Source organism: uncultured Lamprocystis sp. (assembly GCF_903933125.1).
GTDB lineage: Bacteria > Pseudomonadota > Gammaproteobacteria > Chromatiales > Chromatiaceae > Thiodictyon.
In genome coordinates this window covers 1-20471 of record NZ_CAIZIZ010000243.1, presented here as the reverse complement: position 1 = coordinate 20471, position 20471 = coordinate 1, and the positions used below count along the sequence as shown (strand labels likewise).

Genomic DNA, 20471 nt, shown 5'->3' with positions numbered 1-20471 from the left:
GAAATGTTGGGGTTCGTTCCTCACCCCAACCTACGGCATTGCGATGTTTTCGGGTTCGGAGCGAATATTTTCACAGTCTCTCCAGCGTGGGAATACCGTCCGGCCGCTCCAGCGGACGGTGGTGCCACGCGAAGGGTTTTTCACGGAGACACGGAAGAAAGAGAGGAAATCCTCTCACAAAGACACAAAGGCACAAAGAAGAGAAAACGTTTGTGGCTTCTTTCTTTTCTTCTTCGTGTCTTTGTGTCTTTGTGTCTTTGTGAGAGCCTCTTCTTTCCCCGGAAGACCTGAAGGTCGCCCTGATGCGGCCCGAATGGACTTGTGTCGCTTATGCGTGAACGGTTCCTAAGCCTGCAACACGCACAAAGGCACCAGCAGTTCAGTCGCACTCAGGCCGCCATGCTGGCCGATGAGCGCACGGGGTTCCTCATAGGGGAGCAACTGGCGCAGGATGCGGTGGTCCCGCGGCAGCAGGCAATAGTCGCCGATGCGCTCGGCAAAGCGCGGATGGGGGCGGCCCCGACCAAAATAGCCGGCGGCGACCAGTTCGGCACTCGGGCAGACGTCTACCAAGGTGCCGAGCGGCCCCCGGCAGTATTCCAGAAAGGCCGACTCGCGCCCGGCGCGCAGGTAGCAGAAGGCGGCACGGGGTTCGCCGCATAGCGGCAGCATCAGGCACTCGGCCAACTCCGGGTGGTCCGCCAGGTCGATCACGTCCGCGGGACCGGTGTCCACCTGGCCGTGATCGGCGGTGACCAGGATCAGGGTATCGGTGCCGGCGGCGGCCGCCAGGAAATCGGTGAGTGCCTGCTCGATCTCCCGCAGGTGAATGGCGGCGGTCGGGCTGTTCATGCCCTGGTGATGGCCGATGGAGTCCAGTTCCGGCCAGTAGCAATAGAGGTACTTGCGCCCCCGATCGCGCCGCAGGGCGCGCGCGGTCTGGCGGAACAGATCGGGCAGATCCGCGTAGCCCAGCACCTGGGCCGGCCCGCTGTGCGCCTGATTGAAATCCGATCCGGCAATGCGCTTGGGGGTGACGATCAGCGACCGGGTGCGGATGCGCTCGGTCAGGGGACGGCTCCAGAACAGCCGCCGCGGGTCGAGGCCGGCACGTCGGTAGGGGACCCCGCCATAGCGCGGTGTTCCGGGCAGCACCGTCATCACGCAGGCGAGTTCCGCAAACCAGGTATACCAGCCGGTCAGGCCATGCTGGAGCGGGCCATCGCCGGTGAGAAAGCTGGGGATGGCGGTGGCCGTGGTGCTGGGAAAGGTCGAGGTGAGTGCACCGCGCCGGTGGCGGCTGAGCAGCCCGTCCGGCGACCGATGCCGCAGCCAGGCATCGCCGAGTCCGTCGATCACCAGCAGCATGAGGTTGGTGGCCCCGGCCAGGTCCGGCGCGGGCAGCAGGGCCGCACCCGGATAGGCGCTGCGTCCGCCCAGTGCGCCGATGATGGAGGCCATCAGGTTGACGATGCCGCCGCCGGCATAATCCGGCTTCAGGCCGGGGACCGGGTTGGTCTGGACGTTCTGGATCATAGGACGTTCAAGGTTTCGACTCAGTCTGATGGCTTGGGAACCGTTCACTCATACGTTGAACAAGTCCATCTCCGGGTTGCGTAGTCAGGGCTTCCAGCCCTGACTGTTCCAGCCCCGACGCCGCCAGGCCAGGATGGCCTGGCTACGCACTTTCACGGTAAAGCCTTGGTCTGCGGTTTTCTGGCGGCCGGGACGACGATCAAGGCCGACAACGGTTGTGTTCGCTTCTTAACTTAGGTTATTTCCGACAATTTGAATACCGGTCAGTGTAGGTGCGACTTCAGTCGCACCTGCGTCCGAGCCGGTGGTGGGTGTGGTATCCGGTGGTCCGGAAATCACGTTAGCGTTGCTCCAGGTGTTCCGGTCCATCGCCCCGCTCCAACCCGGTATTCGACTCGGCCGCACGCCAGAGCACCGGTCGGGAGCAACTGTCCCAGCCCCAGCGCAGCCAGCGTAACAGACGCAACGCCAGCCAGAGGGCCCAACCGAGCATGAGGCCGCGATACACCCACATGGGGACGCTCACCACCGAGATCTCGGGCAGGGCGCCGCTGGTGCGGTCCTGGTACCAGTTCAGCAGGGCGCCGGTCGAACCGTTGCCCATGATCTGCATCGCCGGCCGACCGAGCAGCCCCTGGGAGACGGCGCCCACCAGGCCGATCAAGGCGGCGAGCGTCAGCGCCGCCAGGGCGGCCTGCGTCAGGTTATAGCGCCAGCGCGGGACCTCGCCGCTGCCGCGGCGCCGCAGGCCCAGGGCGAACAGCCAGCCGACCACCAGGACCAGCACCCAGATTTCCGCCAGGCTGAGCCCGATGCCGAGCAGCAGCCAGTCATGCGTCTTGAGCGGCGTCAGCCGGGTGCGTCCGAGCGCGAACGCGAACCCGGTCAGGACCACCAGGACACCCCAGAACACCACCACGGGGCCAATCCGCGGGCCGCTGGTCCAGAGCACCCAGTGCTCCGGCGGCACGCGCAGCGCCAGATTCAGATTGACCGCCGGTTGGCCCAAATCCGGCAGGACCGGTGCGACCCGCGGGCCGGTTCCCTCGGGCACCCGCCAGTGGACCGACACCGACTGTCGTCCCGGTAACAGGGGGATTTCCAGGGGGGCTCCGGCGCGCGGCAGCGGCAGGTCCGTGCCGTTGCTGGTCAGGCGGGTCGGCTCGGCCCCTTCCGGCAAGGTGAGGGGAAAGGTGCCACCCTGGGTTCCGCGCAGCCGCAGCATCAGTTCGTGCTCGCTGGCGCGGCGTCCCAGGGTCACTAGCAGATCCACGCGGTCCAGCGTCAGGGTCCGACCGGGCACGGCCACGGGGCGGCTCAGCGTCAGCGTCAGGGCTTCGCCCGGCAGCGGCCGCCAGGTGGGTAGCCAACGCTCGGCGGGGCTGATCTGATTGATCGGCGCCGGACCGCTCCACTGCAGGTGCCAGCGGGGGCTGAGGTCGAGCGTCCAGGATTCGCTGAGTCGCGGGTCGACGCCGGCCTGGAGTCGTAGCGCGGCGGCGCCCGGTTCGAGGGTCGAGGTCCAACCGGCCGTCGTTTCGCCGGGGGCCAGATTCACCAGGATTTGGCCGTTCTGAACCGGGACGCCCGCGGTCTGGACCGACTCGCCGGGCAGCAGCGCCACCGGCAGCGAGACCGGCGAGCCCGCGGGTGACAGGCGCTGGATCAGCGTCTCCACCCGCCAGTCGAGTGCGATCCGCAGAGTGCGCTCCACCCGCAGCAACGGCGGGAGTACGCCCTGATCCAGCGGGCGCTGATCCGGGTCGCCGGTCGGCGCGACGCGGACCAGGCGCAGCAAGGCGCCGGGCCGGCCGGTCGGATCCAGGCCCTCCAGGGTCCAGCCGGTCAGGGTCGAGTGCAGTTGGCGGGGCGGCAGGGGCAGGGGGATCTCGAGTTGGGCCGCGTCCGGCAGCGGGCCGCTGAGGTCCAGGCGATGGCGCCCCGCCGGCACCGCGACCAGGAGTTGGTCATCCGCCCCACGGCGCAGCCCGTCCAGCGGAGCGCCGTCCAGTTCAACCGTCTGCGGCAGCCAGCCGCCGGGTCCGCCCGGCACCGGGGCCGCCGTCGGCACGGCGGCGTCCAGGATCAGGGTCAGGTGCAATTGCTCCGGGTCCGCCGCCAGTGACAGAGTGGCCAGGTCGACACAGTGCGGCAGGCAGTCCGGGGGGGTGAGCAGGCGGGTGCGCAATTCCTCAAGTAGCGGCGCATCGGGTAGTTCAGCGGCGCCTGCCGGCGCGGCACCGGGGCCGGTCAGGGCGGTGGCGCCCAGCATGGCGGCCAGGATCAGCGCTGCGGTTCCGGCCTGCGCTGTCTGGTCGCGCCGCCGGCTGACCGGGGGTACGGGTGGCGGGGTCGGGTCGTCCGATGTCCCGGCGGCCGGCGGGCGGCCGATCAGACCGGCCATGCGCAGCCCCAGGAGTACCGTGAGCAAGGCGCCGAGCAGCGACCACACCAGGTGCCAGCCGGGCCGCAACACCCACAGGTCGACGGTCTCGGCCGGCTCCACCGGACCGTTCCAGACCAGATCGAAACGATTCCACTGCCAGTCCGGAATCCCCATCCCGCTCTGCACCAGGGCATCCGGGTCCGGCCGATCGGGCGGCGGGGCGGCTGGAGCCCGCTTGGCGACGGTGGCGACGGACTTCATCCGGCTCATGACCCCGTCGTCCGCGTCGTTGCGCATGACTGACTCATCCGCCGCGGGCGCGGGCGCGGCATCCAGCGCGGATTCCGCCTGGAACGGGGGTTCGATCCGCTGTTCGAAGTCCCCGACGAGGCCGCCGGGGGAGGCGGAGTCGGCATCCTGACCCGCCCCCAGACCGACCGCTGGACGCTCGAGATGGGGGAAGAGTCCGGTGCGGACCTGACCGGCGATGAAGGGTAATCCGATCAACACCAGGGACAGCAAACTCAGACGGAAATACCAGTTGACCGGTCCGCGCAGCCGCGCGGTCGCCGTACCCGGCGGGCCCCCCGGCAGCAGGTGCAGCAAGGCGGCGCCGATCAGCACCCCAATCCAGACCAGCCGCGGAGCGTCCGCGACCTGCCAGGTGAGGGCCAGCGCCGTCAGGGCCAGCAGACCCCAGGCGACGCCCCACAGCCGACCCACGCCCAGACTCAGGATCAACACCAGAAACAGATCGAGCAGGGTCCAGCGGCCGATCCAACTGTTCGGCAGATTGTCGGTTCCGGCCGTCGCCAGCAGGTCCCAGCCGGGCGGCAGGTACAGTCGGGTCTGGATGCTGTTGAAGTCGAGCCCCCAGCCGGAAGCCGGCAGCGACCGCGGGCTCGTCTCCTCCCCGCCCTCGATCCGGCTGTCGGCGACCAGATCCAGTCGGTCGCGGCGGACCTCCACGCCGGGAGCCTCCTGCTCGGTGAGGCGCGTGATCAGCCGCGGTGTGCCGTCCACCTGCACCTGCCCCAGGGTGAGGGGCGCCGTCGCGGTCAGCCGCCAACTGCGGGTGAGGGTGCCGGAGATGCGGTCGCGCAGGCTGTAGCCGTCTCCGTTCAGGTCCAGCCACAGGTCCCGCTCCAGGCGCAGCCGATCCGGGCCGGGGTCCGGATTGCCGCGGCGCCGCTCCTCCAGTGTCAGTGTCTGCCCGGCGGCCAGACGATAGGCCGGCAGCTCCAGCCAGTCCGCCGGGACGCCGGATTGACGCGGGTCCACCGCCGGCGGCCCGCCCGCCGTCACCTGCCGCAGGTCGGGCCGGGCGGCAAAGGACCAGATCTCGAATTCCGGCCAGGGGACGCCGGTGTCCGGCCCGGCGGCGGGGCGGGCCAGGGACTGAACGGACCCCGCGACCTGGGACTCCAACTCCAGCACCCAGTGCCCCGGCCGCACCTGGACATGCAGTGTTTCGCCATCGATCCGGGCGGGCAGGGGGCTCTGCACGCGCAGCGGGATCGCTCCCGGCAGCAGCACCGGGCCGATGCCGATCTGACGGGCACCGCCCGCGACATCCAGTTCCAGGCGGGTAGTCACCCGTAACGGCAGGTCATCGTCGATCCGTCGATACACCGTGAGCCCCAGCCGGTCACCGGCTTCGCCCGTGGTCGGGGTCGGATCGGCCAGCCAGAGCCGTCCGTCGGGATCCACTCGGGGGAAGGGGATCGGCTGGCCATCGCGGACCAGGGATAGCAGTCCGACCATCGCCGGCAGGGTCAACCCGTCCGGCGGGCTGGTCCAGACGAACCGGCCGTTCAGGTCATGAGCCCCCGCCGCCAGCCAGGTCGCGGGCGCCCCATCGTGCACCAGCACCGGCAGGGCCTGATCGCCGTCACGCACTTCCTGGGGCCAAGTCTGCGTGTCGCCCGGCAGCGGCACCCAGGTCGGCGCGGCGACCTGCCAATGCTGCGTAAAGGTGCCACCCTGCGCGCCCAGATCGAGCGCCAGCCGCCCCGGCCAGGCGCAGATCCGCGTGCCGTCCGGAGCGGTGCCCAGCGGGCAGTCACGCTGATCCTGTGGATGCAGCACCCAGGGAATCCAGTCATACAGGGCCGGCGGAACCGCCGGCTCGGCCGCGCCGGCCGGAGCGGGGAGCAGGACGAGCAGTGCAAGCAGTGAGGGCAGCATCAGATGCATGGCCGGACTCGCGGATGGGGGGAAGCTGTGACTTAGCTTAGCCGATCAGACTAAAGTGGACCCATGTCCAGGACGGTTTTTCCTTGAACTTAAGCTGCACTGCCGATCTCGATCGCAGTGGTTTGGTGTTGCCCCAGGCGCACACCGGTTTGCAGGGAAATATATCACGTGATATAAAGCCTTCAGTAAATCACGCGATGCTTGCCATGAGTCCCGAGCAGATCCGCCAATTGCGCCAATCTCTGCGGCTGACACAACAGCAATTTGCTGATCGGCTTGGAGTGTCATTCGTCACCCTGAACCGCTGGGAGAATGGGCAGACCCGCCCGTCCGCCTTGGGCGTGGAGAAGCTGCGCCAAGCAGCGGCTGGAGTGCCCGCCGATGCCGGCCCGCCGGCGTTGCCGGATCTCGCGACGTCGTCGCCGCCCACGCAACCTGAGCGCCTGGACTTCCTCGGGGACGCCAACGCATTGCGCGTTCTGGTTGAGGGTGAGCGGTTGTCCTACGGCCACCTGTTCAACCCAGCCTTCGCGACTGAGATCAGCCGAATCGATCCCCTCCCGCACCAACGGATCGCGGTCTACGATAGGATGCTGCCGCAACCGCGGTTGCGCTTCCTGCTGGCCGACGATGCCGGTGCCGGCAAGACCATCATGACCGGTCTGTATGTGCGCGAGAGCATGACCCGCCGCACCTTGCGGCGCGTGCTGGTCGTGGCGCCAGCCGGCCTGGTCGGTAACTGGCAGCGCGAGTTACATCGGCTGTTCCGCCTTGAGCTGCGCATCGTGACCAGCGCCGATGCCAAACAGGGCAACCCCTTCATTGGCGACGGCAGCGACTTGGTCGTGGTCAGCATCGACAGCCTGCGCAGTGCGCGGCTGTTCGCCGCCCTGCGGGACCCGACGGTGACGGCCTATGACCTGGTGGTCTTCGACGAGGCGCATAAACTCGCGTGTCACCGCGATCCCGACGGCGCGATTCGCCCCACCGAGCGGTATCGTTTGGCCGAGGCGCTTGCCGGCGTCCGCGACCTCCCGGACGCCTACCGTCTTCCCTGGTCCGCGCATCACCTGCTGTTGCTGACGGCGACCCCGCACATGGGCAAGCCCTACCCGTACTACGCGCTGTGGCGGCTGCTGGAGCCCGAGTTGCTCAGCACGCCGACCGCCTTCGAGCATTTTCCGCCGGCGTCCCGGCAGCGCTGCTTCATCCGCCGGGTCAAGGAGGAGATGGTCGACCTGCGCGGCAACCCCCTGTATCCGGTGCGTCGGTGCGACACTCACAGCTACGACCTCGGCCAAGGCGAGATCAGCGAGCAGACGCTCTACAACCGCACCACGGCCTACATCAACAACTACTATAACCTGGCGCGCGTCCTCAACCGCCAGGCGGCGCGCTTCGCGGTCTTGATCTTCCAGCGGCGGCTGGCGAGCAGCACCTGGGCGCTACTGTGCTCGCTGCGCAAACGGTTGGCGAAGCTCGATGGCATGATCGAGGCGTTGCGCTCCGGCCACATCCGTGAGGACGAATGGCGCACGCAGCAGACACTGCTTGAGCAAAAGGCTGCCAAAGGCAAGTTGGTCGATGCGCTTGCCGACCAGACCGCCGACGAAGAAGGTAGCCGGCACGGGCAGGAAACGCACGAAGCGGGCGAGGACGAAGCGCTCGGCGCCTTCCTCGCGACCAGCCTTGCCGAGTTGCAGACGGAGCGCGACGAAGTGCGCGGGCTCGTCGGCTTGGCCGAGGCGGTGCACGCACAGGGGCAGGACTCCAAGTTCCAGCGCCTGCGCGAGTTGCTTGCCGACCCGGCCTACCGTGATGAAAAGGTCATCATCTACACTGAGCACAAGGACACACTCGACTTCTTGCGGCGCGGCCTCGAAGGGCTGGGCTTCGCCGGGCAGGTTGCCTGCGTCCACGGCGGCATGGGCTTCGTGAGCCGCGATGCCGAGGTCGAGCGCTTTCGTGCCCCGCACCGGCACGGCGGCGACGGTGCGCGGTTCTTCGTCGGTACCGACGCCGCCGCTGAAGGCATCAACCTCCAGTTTTGCTGGATCCTGATCAACTACGATGTCCCTTGGAACCCGGCGCGGCTGGAACAGCGTATGGGCCGCATTCACCGCTACGGTCAGAAACGCGACCGCGTTGCCATCCTCAATCTGGTGGCGGGAGCGACCCGCGAAGGCCGGGTCGTCAAGACACTGCTCGACAAGCTGGAGGAGATCCGCAACGAACTCGGTTCGGACAAGGTCTTCGACGTGGTCGGGCGGATGTTTGAGGACGTCTCCCTGGCCGATTACGTGCGCCGTGCGGTGGACTCCGACGAGACGGCCGATCGCGAGGCGATGGCAATCGCCGGCAAGCTCACCGCCGAGCAGATCCGGGCGATCACCGCACGCGAGGAGAGCCTCTACGGCCGCGGCGGCGAGATCGCCGCCGAGCTGCCGCGCCTGCGTGAAGCACTCGCCATCGAAGAGCTGCGCCGACTGCTGCCCGGTTACGTGCGCCGCTATCTGGAGCACGCGGCCCCGCTGATCGGTGTCGACCTGGTCGGTGACCTGGGGGCCGGCTTCATGCTGCGGACGCGGCGCCCTGGGGTACTCGAACGGCTGTTGCCGGTGCTCGACTGCTACCCGGCCGCCGCGCGCAATCGCTTTAGCGTCTACCCGACCGCGGACGAGCACGAGGCCATCTACCTGCACCCCGGCGAGCCGGTCTTCGAGCGTCTGTCCGCGCTCGCCGCCGAGCAGGCGGGCGTGGCGGGCCGGCGCGGGGCCATCTTCACCGACCCGGCAAGCGATGCCCCTTATCTATTCCATGTCGCCCGGCTGTCCGTGGTGCGCGCGGCCGATCCCGGCGTGCCGGGCTTGAGTCGCAGCGAGGTCATCGAACAGCGCCTGGTCGGCATCAAACAGTTCGCCGACAACCGCTGTGAGGAGGCGCCAGTCGAGCAGTTGCTGCTGCTCAAGCCAGGCCGCAAGCAGGCCCCGACGAGCGTCGCTTTCTTGGTCCACAGCGACACCTGGCGTCTGGCCGCCGCGGAGTACCTCCAGGGGGAGGTACTCGGTCGGCTGGCACAGGTGCAGGGGCTTACTGCGCAGGCGCGCCTGAGCGAAACCGAAACACTGCTCGGCCTCGCCTACGACTATCAGGAATTGGAGCTGGCGGTCGCACGCAAGGAGTACACCAGGAAGGCTCGCGCCGGCGACCGTAAGGCCGAGCCCGAGGTGGAGCGCATCCGCGCGCAGCAAGGTGCGCTTAAGGAGCGCCGCCGGCAGGCCCTCACCCGGACCCGGCGCGAGGTCGCGCTGATCCAGCCCGGCGCAGTGGAGATCCTCGCCACCGCCTTGGTGCAGCCGTCGCAGGACCCCGCGGACATCCAGGCGCGCGATCTCGAAGTCGAGCGCATCGCGATGGCGATTGCCACCGCCGCCGAAGCTGTCCAGGGCGCCGACGTGCGCGATGTTTCGACCCCATCGAAGGCGCGCCTGGCGGGCCTGACCGACTACCCCGGTTTCGATCTGCTCTCCAAGCGGCCGGGCGAAGAACGCGGCATTGAAGTCAAGGGGCGAGTCGGCACCGGCGCGATCGAGCTGACCGAGAACGAATGGGCGAAGGCGTGCAACCTCCGCGGGCGCTACTGGTTGTATGTCGTCTTCGACTGCGGCACGCCGAAGCCGCGGCTGTTGCGGGTTCAGGACCCATTTCAGAAACTCATCGCCAACGCCAAGGGCACCGTGGTGCTCGGTTATGGCGATATCGCGCGGGTTGCCGAGGCGCTCTAGCAAGAGCGCCCGGCGAAACTCCAACAACAGGTCATCGATATGCTGAACCGCATCAGGATCAAGGGCTACAAGTCGTTGCGCGACGTCGAGGTGCGGCTGCAACCGCTGTCGGTGCTGTTGGGGCCTAACGCGGCCGGCAAGAGCAACTTCCTCGATGCGCTGCAACTGCTGTCCAAGATCGTTTCCTGTCGCACGCTGAAGGACGCCTTCGAGCCCCCGTATCGGGGCAAGCCGCTGGAGTCCTTCTCTTTCGGCGCCGACGGGCTCAAAGGTCTGCTGGCCCAGGATTCGCTGTCATTCGCAATCGAGGTCGATTTCACCCTCTCCGATGCCGTGGTTGAGACGGTCAATCGCGGGGTACGGGAGCTGAAGAGTGCAATCGATCCCAAAGCTGAGCCATCCGATGACGAGCCGGCGCCCAGCGTGATTCAAGAGCGCAACCTGCGCTACCGCATCGCAATCGAGATGCTGCCGCGTTCCGGCATCCTGCGGGTCAGCGACGAATATCTCGCGGCCCTGGACCAGAACGGCGAGCCCAGCGGCACCTGCGAACCCTATCTGTTCCGGCATGACGACCGGCTGCAGTTGCGTCTGGAAGGCCAGGAATCTCCGTCCTATCGGGAACTGTATCTCGACCATAGCATCCTGTCGTTTCCCAACTATCCAGCCCATCATCCGCACATGGTCGCGGCGCGGATGGAACTCGGCAGTTGGCTCTTCTTCTACTTCGAGCCCCGCGAGCGCATGCGCGCGGCCAACCCGGTCAAAGAGGTCCGCCACATCGGCCTGATGGGCGAGGAACTGCCCGCCTATCTCAATACCTTGCGGGCCTTGGAGCCGCGGCAATTCGCCGCGGTCGAGAAGGCACTCAAGACCATCCTGCCGCAGATCGACGGCATCGATGTCGGTGTAAGCGACTTGGGCGAGGTGGAATTGCGGCTGCGCGAGAACGGCATCCTGGTGCCGGCGCGCGTGCTGTCCGAGGGCACGCTCCGCATCCTCGGTATGCTCGCCCTCACCGGCGCCCGGGAGCCGCCGGCGCTGATCGGATTCGAAGAGCCCGAGAACGGCATTCACCCCCGCCGCATTCAATTGATCGCGGAGTTGCTGAAGACGCGCGCGGCCATCGGCAATACGCAATACATCGTCACCACCCACTCGCCGATCCTACCCGACCTGATGGCGGACACCGCGCTCTACATCACGCGCAAGACCAACGCCGGTACCCAAATCGAACCGTTCTCGACCTGGGGCCCGCTGGCGCGCCGCGGACACATCGATGATGCGCTGATGGATCGAGACGACGCGGGGCTGTCGGTCTCGGAGCGTCTGTTGCGGGGAGATTTCGATGACTGAGGCGCCGCCGCGGCGCATCGCCGCCTTTGTCGAGGACTTTGCCCACCGGCAGGTCATTGGTCCCTTGATTCACCGGATTGCGGCCGAGTGCGGTCTTGCGGTCGAATTCGCCGAGGACATTGTCGGCGCGATGGACCTGGAGCGTGCGGCCCGCGACGATGCCTCCCTGAAACACTTCCTCGACGGCTTGCGCGCGGCCCTGCAGAGCCTCTGACAATGACTAACAAACGACTGATCGAAGTCGCCTTTCCCTTGCGCGAGACGTCACTCGACTCGGTGCATGAGAAGAACGTCCGCCACGGGCACATCTCCACACTGCACATCTGGCCGGCGCGTCGGCCGCTGGCTGCCTGCCGCGCGGCGCTGATCGCCACTCTGCTGCCGGACCCCGGCGACGATGAGGAGCGCAAGGCCCTGCTGAAGCGGCTCGGCGGAACGCTGCGCCAGACCACGAAGAAGAAGACGATGCCGAACGGCCGCGTCGAGGACATCGAGGCCTGGGAGACCGAGGGCGGCGTGTTGCACTGGGGCCGCGAGTCCGGGCCGGACATGGACTGGTTCCGCGCGGAAATCCGCAAGGCGTACGGCGGCCGGGCGCCGCGCGTGCTCGACCCCTTTGCCGGCGGCGGGGCCATTCCGCTGGAGGCCATGCGGCTCGGCTGCGAGGTGACCGCCGCGGACATCAACCCGGTGGCCTGGTTCATCCTCAAGTGCACGCTGGAGTACCCGCAGCGGCTTGCCGGGCAGACGCGGCGGCTGCCGGACTTCGCGCTGCAAGACCCGGCCTTCATGACGGCGTATTTCAAAGCCAAGGGTCTGACGCCGGCCGTGGTCAAACGCCATGTCCGCGCGCTGTCTCCCCTCGTCGCGCAACGCGCCGCGGGGATTGCCGGGGTCGAACGCGGCGAGAACCTGCCGCTGTTCCTGGAGCCTGAACTCGCCCCGGCGCTGCTCGATGCCGATCTCGCCTGGCATGTGCGCGCCTGGGGCCAGTGGGTGCTGAAGGAAGCGCGTCGCGACCTCGCCCGCTTCTATCCGACTTACGCCGAGTATTGCGCACTCAAGCCGTATCGAGTGGTGCCGCTGGACTGCGACGAACCGTTGCGGCTGGTACCGATCAACGACGCTGGTGTACCACAGATCGACCTGCTTAACGCCGGTTTCGCCGCCGACTATCTGGACAACCCGACCCAACCGCGCTGGGTCGCCAAGCCGACCGTCGCCTATCTCTGGGCGCGCACGGTGCGCTGTAAGTCGTGCCGGGCCACCGTTCCGTTGCTCAAGACCCGCTGGCTGGCGAAGAAGGACCACAAGCGCGTGCTGCTGACGATGCAGCCGAACGACGACCGCAGCGGGGTGGTGTTCAGTCTCGACGCCAAGGTCCCCGAGCACCGCGGCAACGTCGCACAGCGGCGCGAGCATGACAAGCGCATCGGTGTCGGCACCATGAGCCGGGCTGGCGCGCAGTGCGCGTGCTGCCCGACCATCATGACGATGCAGGACCTGCGTCTCGAAGGCCGTGCGGAGCGACTCGGCGCGGTGATGACCGCCGTGGTCGTGGATGGACCGGAAGCTAAGGAGTACCGCTTGCCGACGGGGCATGAGATCGAGATGGCGGCAGCGGCCGAAGTCGAGTTGGAGACTGCCTTTTCCCAAGTGCCATTTGGGTTGCCGACTGAACCGCTCGCCAGCGCTGAGGCATTGGGGTTTCGCGTGCCACTCTACGGTTTTGACCGCTGGTCCAAGCTTTTCGCTCCGCGCCAGTTGGTTGGCATTGCGGCCCTGCTGGCCGCAACCCGGCAGCTTGCGTCTGAGCTTGCCCTACGGGACTACTCCACTGAACAGCAAGTTGCCATAACCAGCCTCATTGCCACCGTGCTGGATCGCGTGGCCGACCGCGGCAGCGCACTCTGCTCCTGGACCGTCGGATATGACCAGATCCGCAATACGTTCGCGCGATTCGCCCTGCCAATGAATTGGGATTTTGCCGAAACCTCGGTCCTGGCCGACGCCTCGGGCGGTTATCCCGGTGGGATCGAATGGCTCGCCGAGTACATTGAGCACGCCGCGGTTGGCATCGGTGGCATGCCGGCACCTGAGATAGTCCGCGCATCCGCGACCGCGGGATCGCCCGAGCAATTCGATGTCATCCTAACCGATCCGCCGTACTACGATGCCATCCCCTATTCGGACCTGATGGACTTCTTTTATGTCTGGTTGCGGCGCACCCTGCATGGCCTGTCACCGGAACTGGACCGGGCTTTTGCCGAACCCTTGTCTCCCAAATGGAATCACGCCGCCGACGATGGCGAGTTAATCGACGATGCTTCCCGCTTCGGTGGCGACAAGGCCGCATCGAAGAAGAATTACGAGGACGGTATGGCGCGGGCTTTCGGTGCCTGCCACGCCGCACTCAAGCCGGACGGACGCCTGGTGGTCGTCTTCGCGCACAAACACCCGGACGCTTGGGAGACCCTGGTCGCCGCGATCATCAGGGCCGGTTTCGTTGTCGATGGCAGTTGGCCGATCCAAACCGAGCGCGAAGCGAGAACGCGTTCTCTCTCATCGGCGGCCCTGTCCTCGTCCGTCTGGCTCGTCTGTCGCAAGCGCGACCCCAACGCCCGCCCCGGTTGGGATTCGGCGGTGCTCAAAGAGATGGAGACCAACATTGTTCAGAAGCTGCGCGACTTCTGGGACGCCGGCATCCGCGGGCCGGACTTCGTATGGGCGGCCACCGGGCCGGCGCTCGAAGCCTACAGCCGTTATCCGGTCGTGAAAAGGGCCGCGGCGACCGGCGGCCTGATGGAGGTCAGCGACTTCCTGGGCCATGTCCGGCGCATGGTGGTGGACTTCGTGGTCGGACGGGTGCTGACCCGCGGCGCGGGGGCGCCCGCGGTCGGCGAGCATCCGCTCGATGACATCACGACCTACTACCTGCTGCACCGCAGCGACTTCGGCCTGAAGGAAGCACCGGCCGGGCCCTGCATCCTCTACGCGGTCTCGTGCGGGCTATCGGAGCGCGAACTGGTCGACCAATACGGCCTGCTGGCGCGCGGCAAGACGGGCGGGGCGACCACCACCGAGGACGATGCAGACGCCGCCGACGACGACGAACCGTCGGACGCCGGGGGCGGCGGCGGCAAACTGAAGTTGAAGCCGTGGAAGGCGCGCACCCAGCGGGGGTTGGGTGAGGAGTCGCTGCGCGGCCGGCCGATTCCGTTGATCGACCATGTGCATCGACTGCTCCAGTTGTGGGACGCGGCCGACGTGGTGAAGGTGAACGCCCAACTCGACGGCCACGGGCTGCGCCGCAGCCCGTTGTTTGCGCAGTTGCTCCAAGCCTTGATCGAGCAGAGCCGCGCCGAGGGGGTCGCGGACGAGTGTGCGGCCCTGGAGCGACTCGCCAATCACCTGAAGGGCCACGGCAGCGCGGCGCAAGGGGCCTTGCCGCTGGGGGACTGAGGCGCGGCACCGGCCTTGACCATCCTGGAAAGAGCAGTTCTCACACAGAGACACAAAGATCACAAAGATCTTCAACGCGATGTGCAGGTCGAGGAGGTCACCCGCACGGTGACATTTATTCTTCTTTGTGTTCTTTGTGTCTTTGTGTGAGCAATTCCCGAATTGATGAACGATTTCCCGTAGGTTGGGCTGAGGAACGAAGCCCAACGCGCCGCCAACCGTGAGGCGCGGAATTGTTGGGGTTCGTTCCTCACCCCAACCTACAACTGCCTGGGGGGCACCATGGCAAAAACGACGACGCAGGCTTGGCACCAGGTGATGAAGCTCCGCGCCGAGATCACCAGCGCCGAGCTGTCGCAGAAGCAGTTCGCCGCCGATCTGCACGACGTGATGCTGGGGGATAACCCCGGCATCTATCATGATCCGCAGGAGTTCTTTGCGCTCACCTATCCGACCGCGCGGCTGCGCGATCTGGTGCGCGATGTGCTCTGGCGGTTGGCCGGCAAGTCCGAGAAGGCGGTCCGGCAGTTGTACCTGACCTTCGGCGGCGGTAAGACGCACGCGTTGGTCACTCTGGTCCATTTGGTGCGCGACCCCGAGTCACTGCCCGACATCCCGTCGGTGCAGCAGTTTCGCAGCCATTGCGGGCTCGCCGAGGGGTTGCCGCGGGCGCGGGTAGCCGCGGTGGTGTTCGACCACCTGGATGCCGAACAGGGCATGGACGTGTGCGCACCGGACGGCAGCCGGCGCCGTCTGCTGATGCCCTGGAGCGTGCTCGCCTGGCAATTGGCGGGCGACGCCGGGCTCAAGGTGCTCAAGCCGGACGGCAGCGAGCGGGTGACCCCGCCGGCAACCAATGTGATGACGCAATTGCTGGAGCTGGCACGCGCCGAGATCCCGGCGGTGCTGATCCTGTTCGACGAGGTGCTGTGGTTCGCCCGCACCATGGTGGACAAGGACCCGGCCTGGACCGGGCGACTGAAGGACTTCCTGCACAGTCTGACCCAGGCCGTCGCCAAGGTGCCGCGGTGCGCCCTGGTGGTGTCGCTCTTGGCCTCGGACACTACCAAGATGGACGCGCTCGGCCGGCAGATCAGCAAGGAACTCTTCGACGAGATCAAGCGCGTAGCGGACGAGGGCGTGCGGCCGGTGGAGAGCCACGACGTGCCGGAGATCCTGCGTCGGCGGCTGTTCACCTTGGCCAGCTACCAAGATCAATCTGCCTGGCCGTCCCAGGTCTACGCGGCGCTCAACAGCCTTGAGGCCGTCGACGCCCAAACGAAGCAGCACCGCTCGACCGAAGAGCAGCGTTATCTCGCCGCCTACCCCTTCCATCCGGATCTGCTGGAGGCGCTCTACGGTAAATGGACCCAGTTGGAGGGCTTCCAGCAAACCCGCGGCATCTTGAAGACCCTGGCCTCGGCGCTGCGCGATGCGGCGGCCTGGGACACCCAGCCGCTCATCGGTGCGCAGGTCTTCCTGGGCGCCGTCGGGGCCGAGGGGTTGAGCACGGCGGCGAACGAACTCGCCAACATCGCCCAGGTGGAGCAGTACGACGGTCGCAAGCAGAACTGGCCGGCCATCTTGAGCGCGGAGCTGGGGCACGCGGCCAAGGCGCAGGAGGGGCTGCCGGGGTTGGCTGGGCGCGAGATCGAGCAGGCGGTGATGGCGACCTTCCTGCATTCCCAGCCGATTGGCCAGCACGCGAAGACCCGCGACGTGAAGCTCCTGGTCGGCATCGCTGCGCCCGACCCGATCAATCTCGATCAGGGGCTCGCTGCCTGGGCCGACAACTCCTGGTACCTGGACGATCTCTTCACCGGCGAGCGCGAGGGCGGGTTGCCCAAGGTCTGGCGCTTGGGCTCCAAGCCGAATCTGAAGCAGATGCACGCGGCAGCGCGGGCCGGCGTCAGTGACTCCTTGGTGGATGTGGTGCTGGAGAAGGCGATCCAGGACGCCGGCAGACTCACGGAGGGCGCCCGGGCGGCCGGCGCGAAGGTGCACAAGTTGCCCGCCAAACCGGCCGACATCGAGGACGACGGGCTGTTTCACTACGCCGTGCTGGGTCCGGCGGCGGCGTGCGATGCCGGCAAACCCAGCGCTTACGCGCGGCGCTTCCTCGACGAGACCACCGGGCCGGATAAGCCGCGCGCGCAGAACCGCAATGCGGTCGTGCTCGCGGTGCCGGCGCGCGACGCCTTGGCGGCGGCCCGCGACAAGGTGCGCGATTTGTTCGGTTGGGAGGAGGTGCAGCGCCTGCTCAAAGAGCGCGATGATCTCGACACGGTCACGACGACGCGGCTGGGCGCCAACCTCAAGAACGCGCGCGCCGAGGTGGTCTCCGCGGTGGTGCTGGCCTACTGTATCGCGGTGACGGTGAACGACACCAACACCGTCGCTGCCTACCGCATCAACGTCGATAACGAACCGCTGTTCACGAAGTTGATCGCGGACAAGCGGCTGCGCATCGAGACCAGCGCCGTCAACGCCGAGGCGCTGCTGCCCGGTGGACCCTACGACCTGTGGGCGGCCGGCGACTCGGCGCGCTTCGTCAAGGACCTGGTTGGCGCCTTCGCGGCGACGGCGAGCCTGCCGAAGATGCTCAGCCGCGAGGCGATCCTGGAGACGCTGCTACAGGGCTGCGAGGCCGGCCGGTTCGTCCTGCGCAGCACCCGCGCGGACCAGTCGCAACGCACCTTCTGGTTGACGCGGCCGGATGCGACCGCCACCGCGGAGCCGACGCTCGAAGTCGTGCTGCCGGACGCGGTGCTGCTGACCGACATCGACCCGGCCACGCTGGCGCCCAAGATCCTGCCCGGACTCTGGGACAGCAACGAAGTCTCGTGGCCTGTATTGACCGACTACTTCTCCGGTAAGCATCTGGTCAGTGAGGACAAGGGGGGCTGGACCGAGACTCTGCTCGTGCCGGCCGCCGCGGAGGATGCACTCAAGGCGGCGGTTGGGGCGGCGGTGAAGAAAGGCACGGTGTGGCTCATCAACGGCACCGCGAGCCTGCTTGAAGACGAGGTGCCGGCCGGTTTTATCAATGAGCACGCGCGGTTGCTGCCTCCGCCCGTGCCCCTGGCCGCCACCGACCTGCTGCCGGAACGCCTCCCCGCGGCCTGGAAAGGGACCGAGACGGCCGCCGACCACCTCCGCGCCGCGCTGTCGGCCGACCTGGGCAAGGCACTGCCGTGGATCACCGTCCGTCGCGCACTCGATCAGGGATTCAAGTTGGGGCTCTTCGAGCGCACCCTCGACTCCGGCCCCTGGCCCTGCGATCTGGGCGGTGCCCCGGCGGTGCGGCTGCGCTTCGTGCAGGGCATCAAGGAGCTCGGCGGGGCGGGCGACCAGGACGCGGCGGGCGTCAACGGTTCGGCCAAGATCGCAACGGCCACGCTGGAAGCCCATGATCTGGTGGACCTTGGGGAGGCCATCGACGCGGTGCTCGCCGCCGCTATCGGCCATGATCTGCAATGGCGCGTCACGGTGACACTGGACCGCGCCGGTGGGGCGTCCGCTGAGGCGATCGAGGGCATCAACACGGTGTTGGAGAAGGTGAAGAAAGGCTGGATGTTGCAGTAGTGCCAAAGCGGTCGGCGCAATAGATGCAGTCGCGTCCCGGCATCAAGCCCTGGACTTCAGGTCGCTGGCCGGAACAATGGGCCAATTTGATGAATGGCTGATTCGGGTTCGGCAGGCGGCAGCGCTGCTCGATCTGGTAGGCGATGCAGTGGATGGTCTCAGGGGCGAGGTTTCGGACCAGAGAGGAATTACGGTGACAGTTTGAGGAATTACGGTGACAGAATTACGGTGACAGTTTACTAAATACAGTAATTACGGGTTGCGTTCAACGCCCATCCGCATTCAGTGCATTTAGTAAACTGTCACCGTAACCTGTCACCCTAACCACATTTTCTTGTTTCATAATTGTGCCTGGCCCCTTTTCCGGTTCCTTTGTGCCTAACGTAAAGCCTAAAGCGGCGCGCGCCCCTGATGAGCTAGACAATTAGCACGACGCCTGTGGCGCACGCTCGCTTTTAAGGCATGTTAGCTGCTAGGTTTTGGAAGCAGGCGCGGCTTGCGGTGCACAACCTTACGGGTTGATTTTGCTTCGGCTTCGCGTAACGCCTCGCAAATACGACCCAGGTCATGACCGTATTTTTCTGCGTGCTCGGCACGATACTTGCGGATTTCCGCAACAATTGGATCTTCGTTCATAGTTCTGCCCCCAATTCTTCCGGTGAGCACAATATTGGACAAGCAAAGCCGTGCGATTCGACCACTGTTGTTATAACCGCCTTGGTCTGCGCGTTGTTGATATGCTTAAAATTCCACGTGAGAAGGAACTCAATTCCCCCTGCGGCGGCAATGGCGATATGAAGGGCATCTTCTTCGCTGTTTGCGGGCACCGCGCCCTTAGCCAATAGGTCTTCGGCTAATCTCTGTGCTTCGGGCGAAGTTGCAAGAAGAGGAATATTCTCTACAGCCTGCAGCCGCTTCTCCGACGCGGCAGCATCGTCCCGTGAGATTTCTTGTATCACGAGGCTGGAGACAAATAAATCAAATTCGGCCCGCTGACTCTGCCACCATGCTTCGGTAATCGCTTGATGTGCGGCGACTACGACATCACGGCTCGGTCGCGCTACCAAGTAGCTGATAACGGATGACTCGATATAAACAGACTGTGCCATGGCTTAACGGTACTCCGATCTGGCGTTTTCTGGCAGAAAACATTGCCGGTAACCGGCCGGCCGAAGGCAGGTCGGATTGACCGGCGAGTTAGCCGTCAGATTGCTCAATCGTCTGCTTCCTCTTCTTCGATATTTTGCCACCATTGATAATACTGAGTTGCCTTTCCCCAGCGCCCGCGTTGAAGATTCAATCTTGGCTCAGAAACCGCGACAACTAGCGCCTCAAGGATGTTTAACGCAACCTCGGTTGACTCCTGAACACCTGCGGCGTCAATCGATAACGCCCCTTGCTTTCGTGACCCACTGCGTTCCAAACCAAGAGAAACGATTCCAGCGCTCAGAGAGGTGATCTTTCTTGTGGTCTCGTAACCGTCGGAAGAGTCGTTGATTTCCCGCGCCGGTTTGGCCAACATAAACTAATTCATAGTCGGCGTAGAGCGCATAGACGCCCCGCTGGTCGCGAAGATCAACTTGCCGGGCATGTTTGCTCCTTCTTGCAGCACCAAGGAGGGTACCTGCGCTATTTTGACGTCCCCAGTCAACATGTGCAATGGTCCAGTGGAGTCCATAAGTTCGAATGATTGCCATGATGGTCCTTTCTGACAGCTAACGTCAGCTTAAAGCGGCCCCGCCTACTGCGACCTAGCAGAGCTGAGTTGAAGGTTGTGGCGGGGCTCGCTTTTGAAGCTAGTGTTAGGCTTTTTGTTTTTAACCGTGAGGGTAGACGGAAAAATTATGATCGAACCACAAGACATAGAAAATATTCCTTACTCTATACCCAACCATCGGTTTTAGGCCGTTAAATCGAAATACAAGCACGTTAGATTGATCTTCTGTAATAAATTTCGGCGGGGTAACAAGCAAGCTGGTCACAGCGATTTTTTCGTAGCCCAACCCGTGGCAGCAGTTCCAAATTTGGGTGGCCGCCGCCGACCGCGTCCCGTCGGCAAGGCTGCGGGTGGATGCGCTGCGCTTATCCACCCTACAAAACCGGCTCCGCTGTAGGGTGGATAAGGCGCGCCGCTCGGTGTCAGGGATCCGGCACCTCGGTCGCGC

The 20471-nt window shown here is 65.8% G+C and carries 10 protein-coding genes; 5 read left to right on the top strand and 5 right to left on the bottom strand.

Annotation, left to right across the window (positions count from 1 at the left end; all coding sequences use genetic code 11):
* Positions 1–345 precede the first annotated feature (345 nt).
* Together QZY03_RS12130 and QZY03_RS12125 are read right to left on the bottom strand one after the other, a co-directional pair.
* Entirely contained in the window at positions 346–1536 is a 1191-nt protein-coding gene (locus QZY03_RS12130) for an alkaline phosphatase family protein (RefSeq protein WP_295581341.1), read from the bottom strand.
* 340 nt (positions 1537–1876) lie between these two features.
* On the bottom strand, positions 1877–6118 hold the full coding sequence (locus QZY03_RS12125; protein WP_295581339.1) for a hypothetical protein: 4242 nt from the start codon (positions 6116–6118) through the stop codon (positions 1877–1879).
* 206 nt (positions 6119–6324) lie between these two features.
* On the opposite strand from QZY03_RS12125, the gene QZY03_RS12120 reads away from it, so the two are divergent.
* The 5 genes from QZY03_RS12120 (at position 6325) to QZY03_RS12100 (ending at position 18306) form a co-directional block, all read left to right on the top strand.
* The gene (locus QZY03_RS12120) at positions 6325–9903 is read left to right on the top strand and encodes a helicase-related protein (RefSeq protein ID WP_295581337.1); all 3579 of its coding nucleotides are present in this window, start codon (positions 6325–6327) and stop codon (positions 9901–9903) included.
* A gap of 39 nt (positions 9904–9942) precedes the next feature.
* Positions 9943–11259 carry an AAA family ATPase gene (locus QZY03_RS12115; protein WP_295581335.1) on the top strand — a complete coding sequence of 439 codons (1317 nt, stop codon included), beginning with the start codon at positions 9943–9945 and terminating at the stop codon, positions 11257–11259.
* Positions 11252–11473: a hypothetical protein gene (locus tag QZY03_RS12110; RefSeq protein ID WP_295581333.1), complete on the top strand. Its 222-nt coding sequence runs from the start codon at positions 11252–11254 to the stop codon at positions 11471–11473. Before QZY03_RS12115 ends, QZY03_RS12110 begins: the two co-directional genes overlap by 8 nt.
* 2 nt (positions 11474–11475) lie before the next feature.
* Positions 11476–14721, top strand: a complete 3246-nt coding sequence (locus tag QZY03_RS12105) for a DUF1156 domain-containing protein (protein WP_295581331.1) — start codon at positions 11476–11478, stop codon at positions 14719–14721.
* A 282-nt stretch (positions 14722–15003) separates the two neighbouring features.
* A complete protein-coding gene (locus QZY03_RS12100; RefSeq protein ID WP_295581329.1) occupies positions 15004–18306 on the top strand; it encodes a DUF499 domain-containing protein in 3303 nt (1100 codons plus the stop codon).
* 465 nt (positions 18307–18771) lie between these two features.
* Here the strand turns inward: QZY03_RS12100 and QZY03_RS12095 are convergent, their stop codons facing one another.
* From QZY03_RS12095 to QZY03_RS12085, 3 genes are all read right to left on the bottom strand, one after another.
* The gene (locus QZY03_RS12095) at positions 18772–18942 is read right to left on the bottom strand and encodes a hypothetical protein (protein ID WP_295581327.1); all 171 of its coding nucleotides are present in this window, start codon (positions 18940–18942) and stop codon (positions 18772–18774) included.
* On the bottom strand, positions 18939–19415 hold the full coding sequence (locus tag QZY03_RS12090) for a type II toxin-antitoxin system VapC family toxin (protein ID WP_295581325.1): 477 nt from the start codon (positions 19413–19415) through the stop codon (positions 18939–18941). Before QZY03_RS12090 ends, QZY03_RS12095 begins: the two co-directional genes overlap by 4 nt.
* Positions 19416–19519: 104 nt before the next feature.
* On the bottom strand, positions 19520–19828 hold the full coding sequence (locus QZY03_RS12085; RefSeq protein WP_295581323.1) for a hypothetical protein: 309 nt from the start codon (positions 19826–19828) through the stop codon (positions 19520–19522).
* Positions 19829–20471 lie beyond the last annotated feature (643 nt).

Excerpts from the sequence above, each read along its gene's own strand:
- QZY03_RS12105 (WP_295581331.1), top strand. The coding sequence starts at position 11,476 with ATGACTAACAAACGACTGATCGAAGTCGCCTTTCCCTTGCGCGAGACG.
- QZY03_RS12085 (WP_295581323.1), bottom strand. The coding sequence starts at position 19,828 with ATGTTGGCCAAACCGGCGCGGGAAATCAACGACTCTTCCGACGGTTAC.
- QZY03_RS12100 (WP_295581329.1), top strand. The coding sequence starts at position 15,004 with ATGGCAAAAACGACGACGCAGGCTTGGCACCAGGTGATGAAGCTCCGC.
- QZY03_RS12095 (WP_295581327.1), bottom strand. The coding sequence starts at position 18,942 with ATGAACGAAGATCCAATTGTTGCGGAAATCCGCAAGTATCGTGCCGAG.
- QZY03_RS12090 (WP_295581325.1), bottom strand. The coding sequence starts at position 19,415 with ATGGCACAGTCTGTTTATATCGAGTCATCCGTTATCAGCTACTTGGTA.
- QZY03_RS12115 (WP_295581335.1), top strand. The coding sequence starts at position 9,943 with ATGCTGAACCGCATCAGGATCAAGGGCTACAAGTCGTTGCGCGACGTC.
- QZY03_RS12120 (WP_295581337.1), top strand. The coding sequence starts at position 6,325 with ATGAGTCCCGAGCAGATCCGCCAATTGCGCCAATCTCTGCGGCTGACA.
- QZY03_RS12110 (WP_295581333.1), top strand. The coding sequence starts at position 11,252 with ATGACTGAGGCGCCGCCGCGGCGCATCGCCGCCTTTGTCGAGGACTTT.
- QZY03_RS12130 (WP_295581341.1), bottom strand. The coding sequence starts at position 1,536 with ATGATCCAGAACGTCCAGACCAACCCGGTCCCCGGCCTGAAGCCGGAT.
- QZY03_RS12125 (WP_295581339.1), bottom strand. The coding sequence starts at position 6,118 with ATGCATCTGATGCTGCCCTCACTGCTTGCACTGCTCGTCCTGCTCCCC.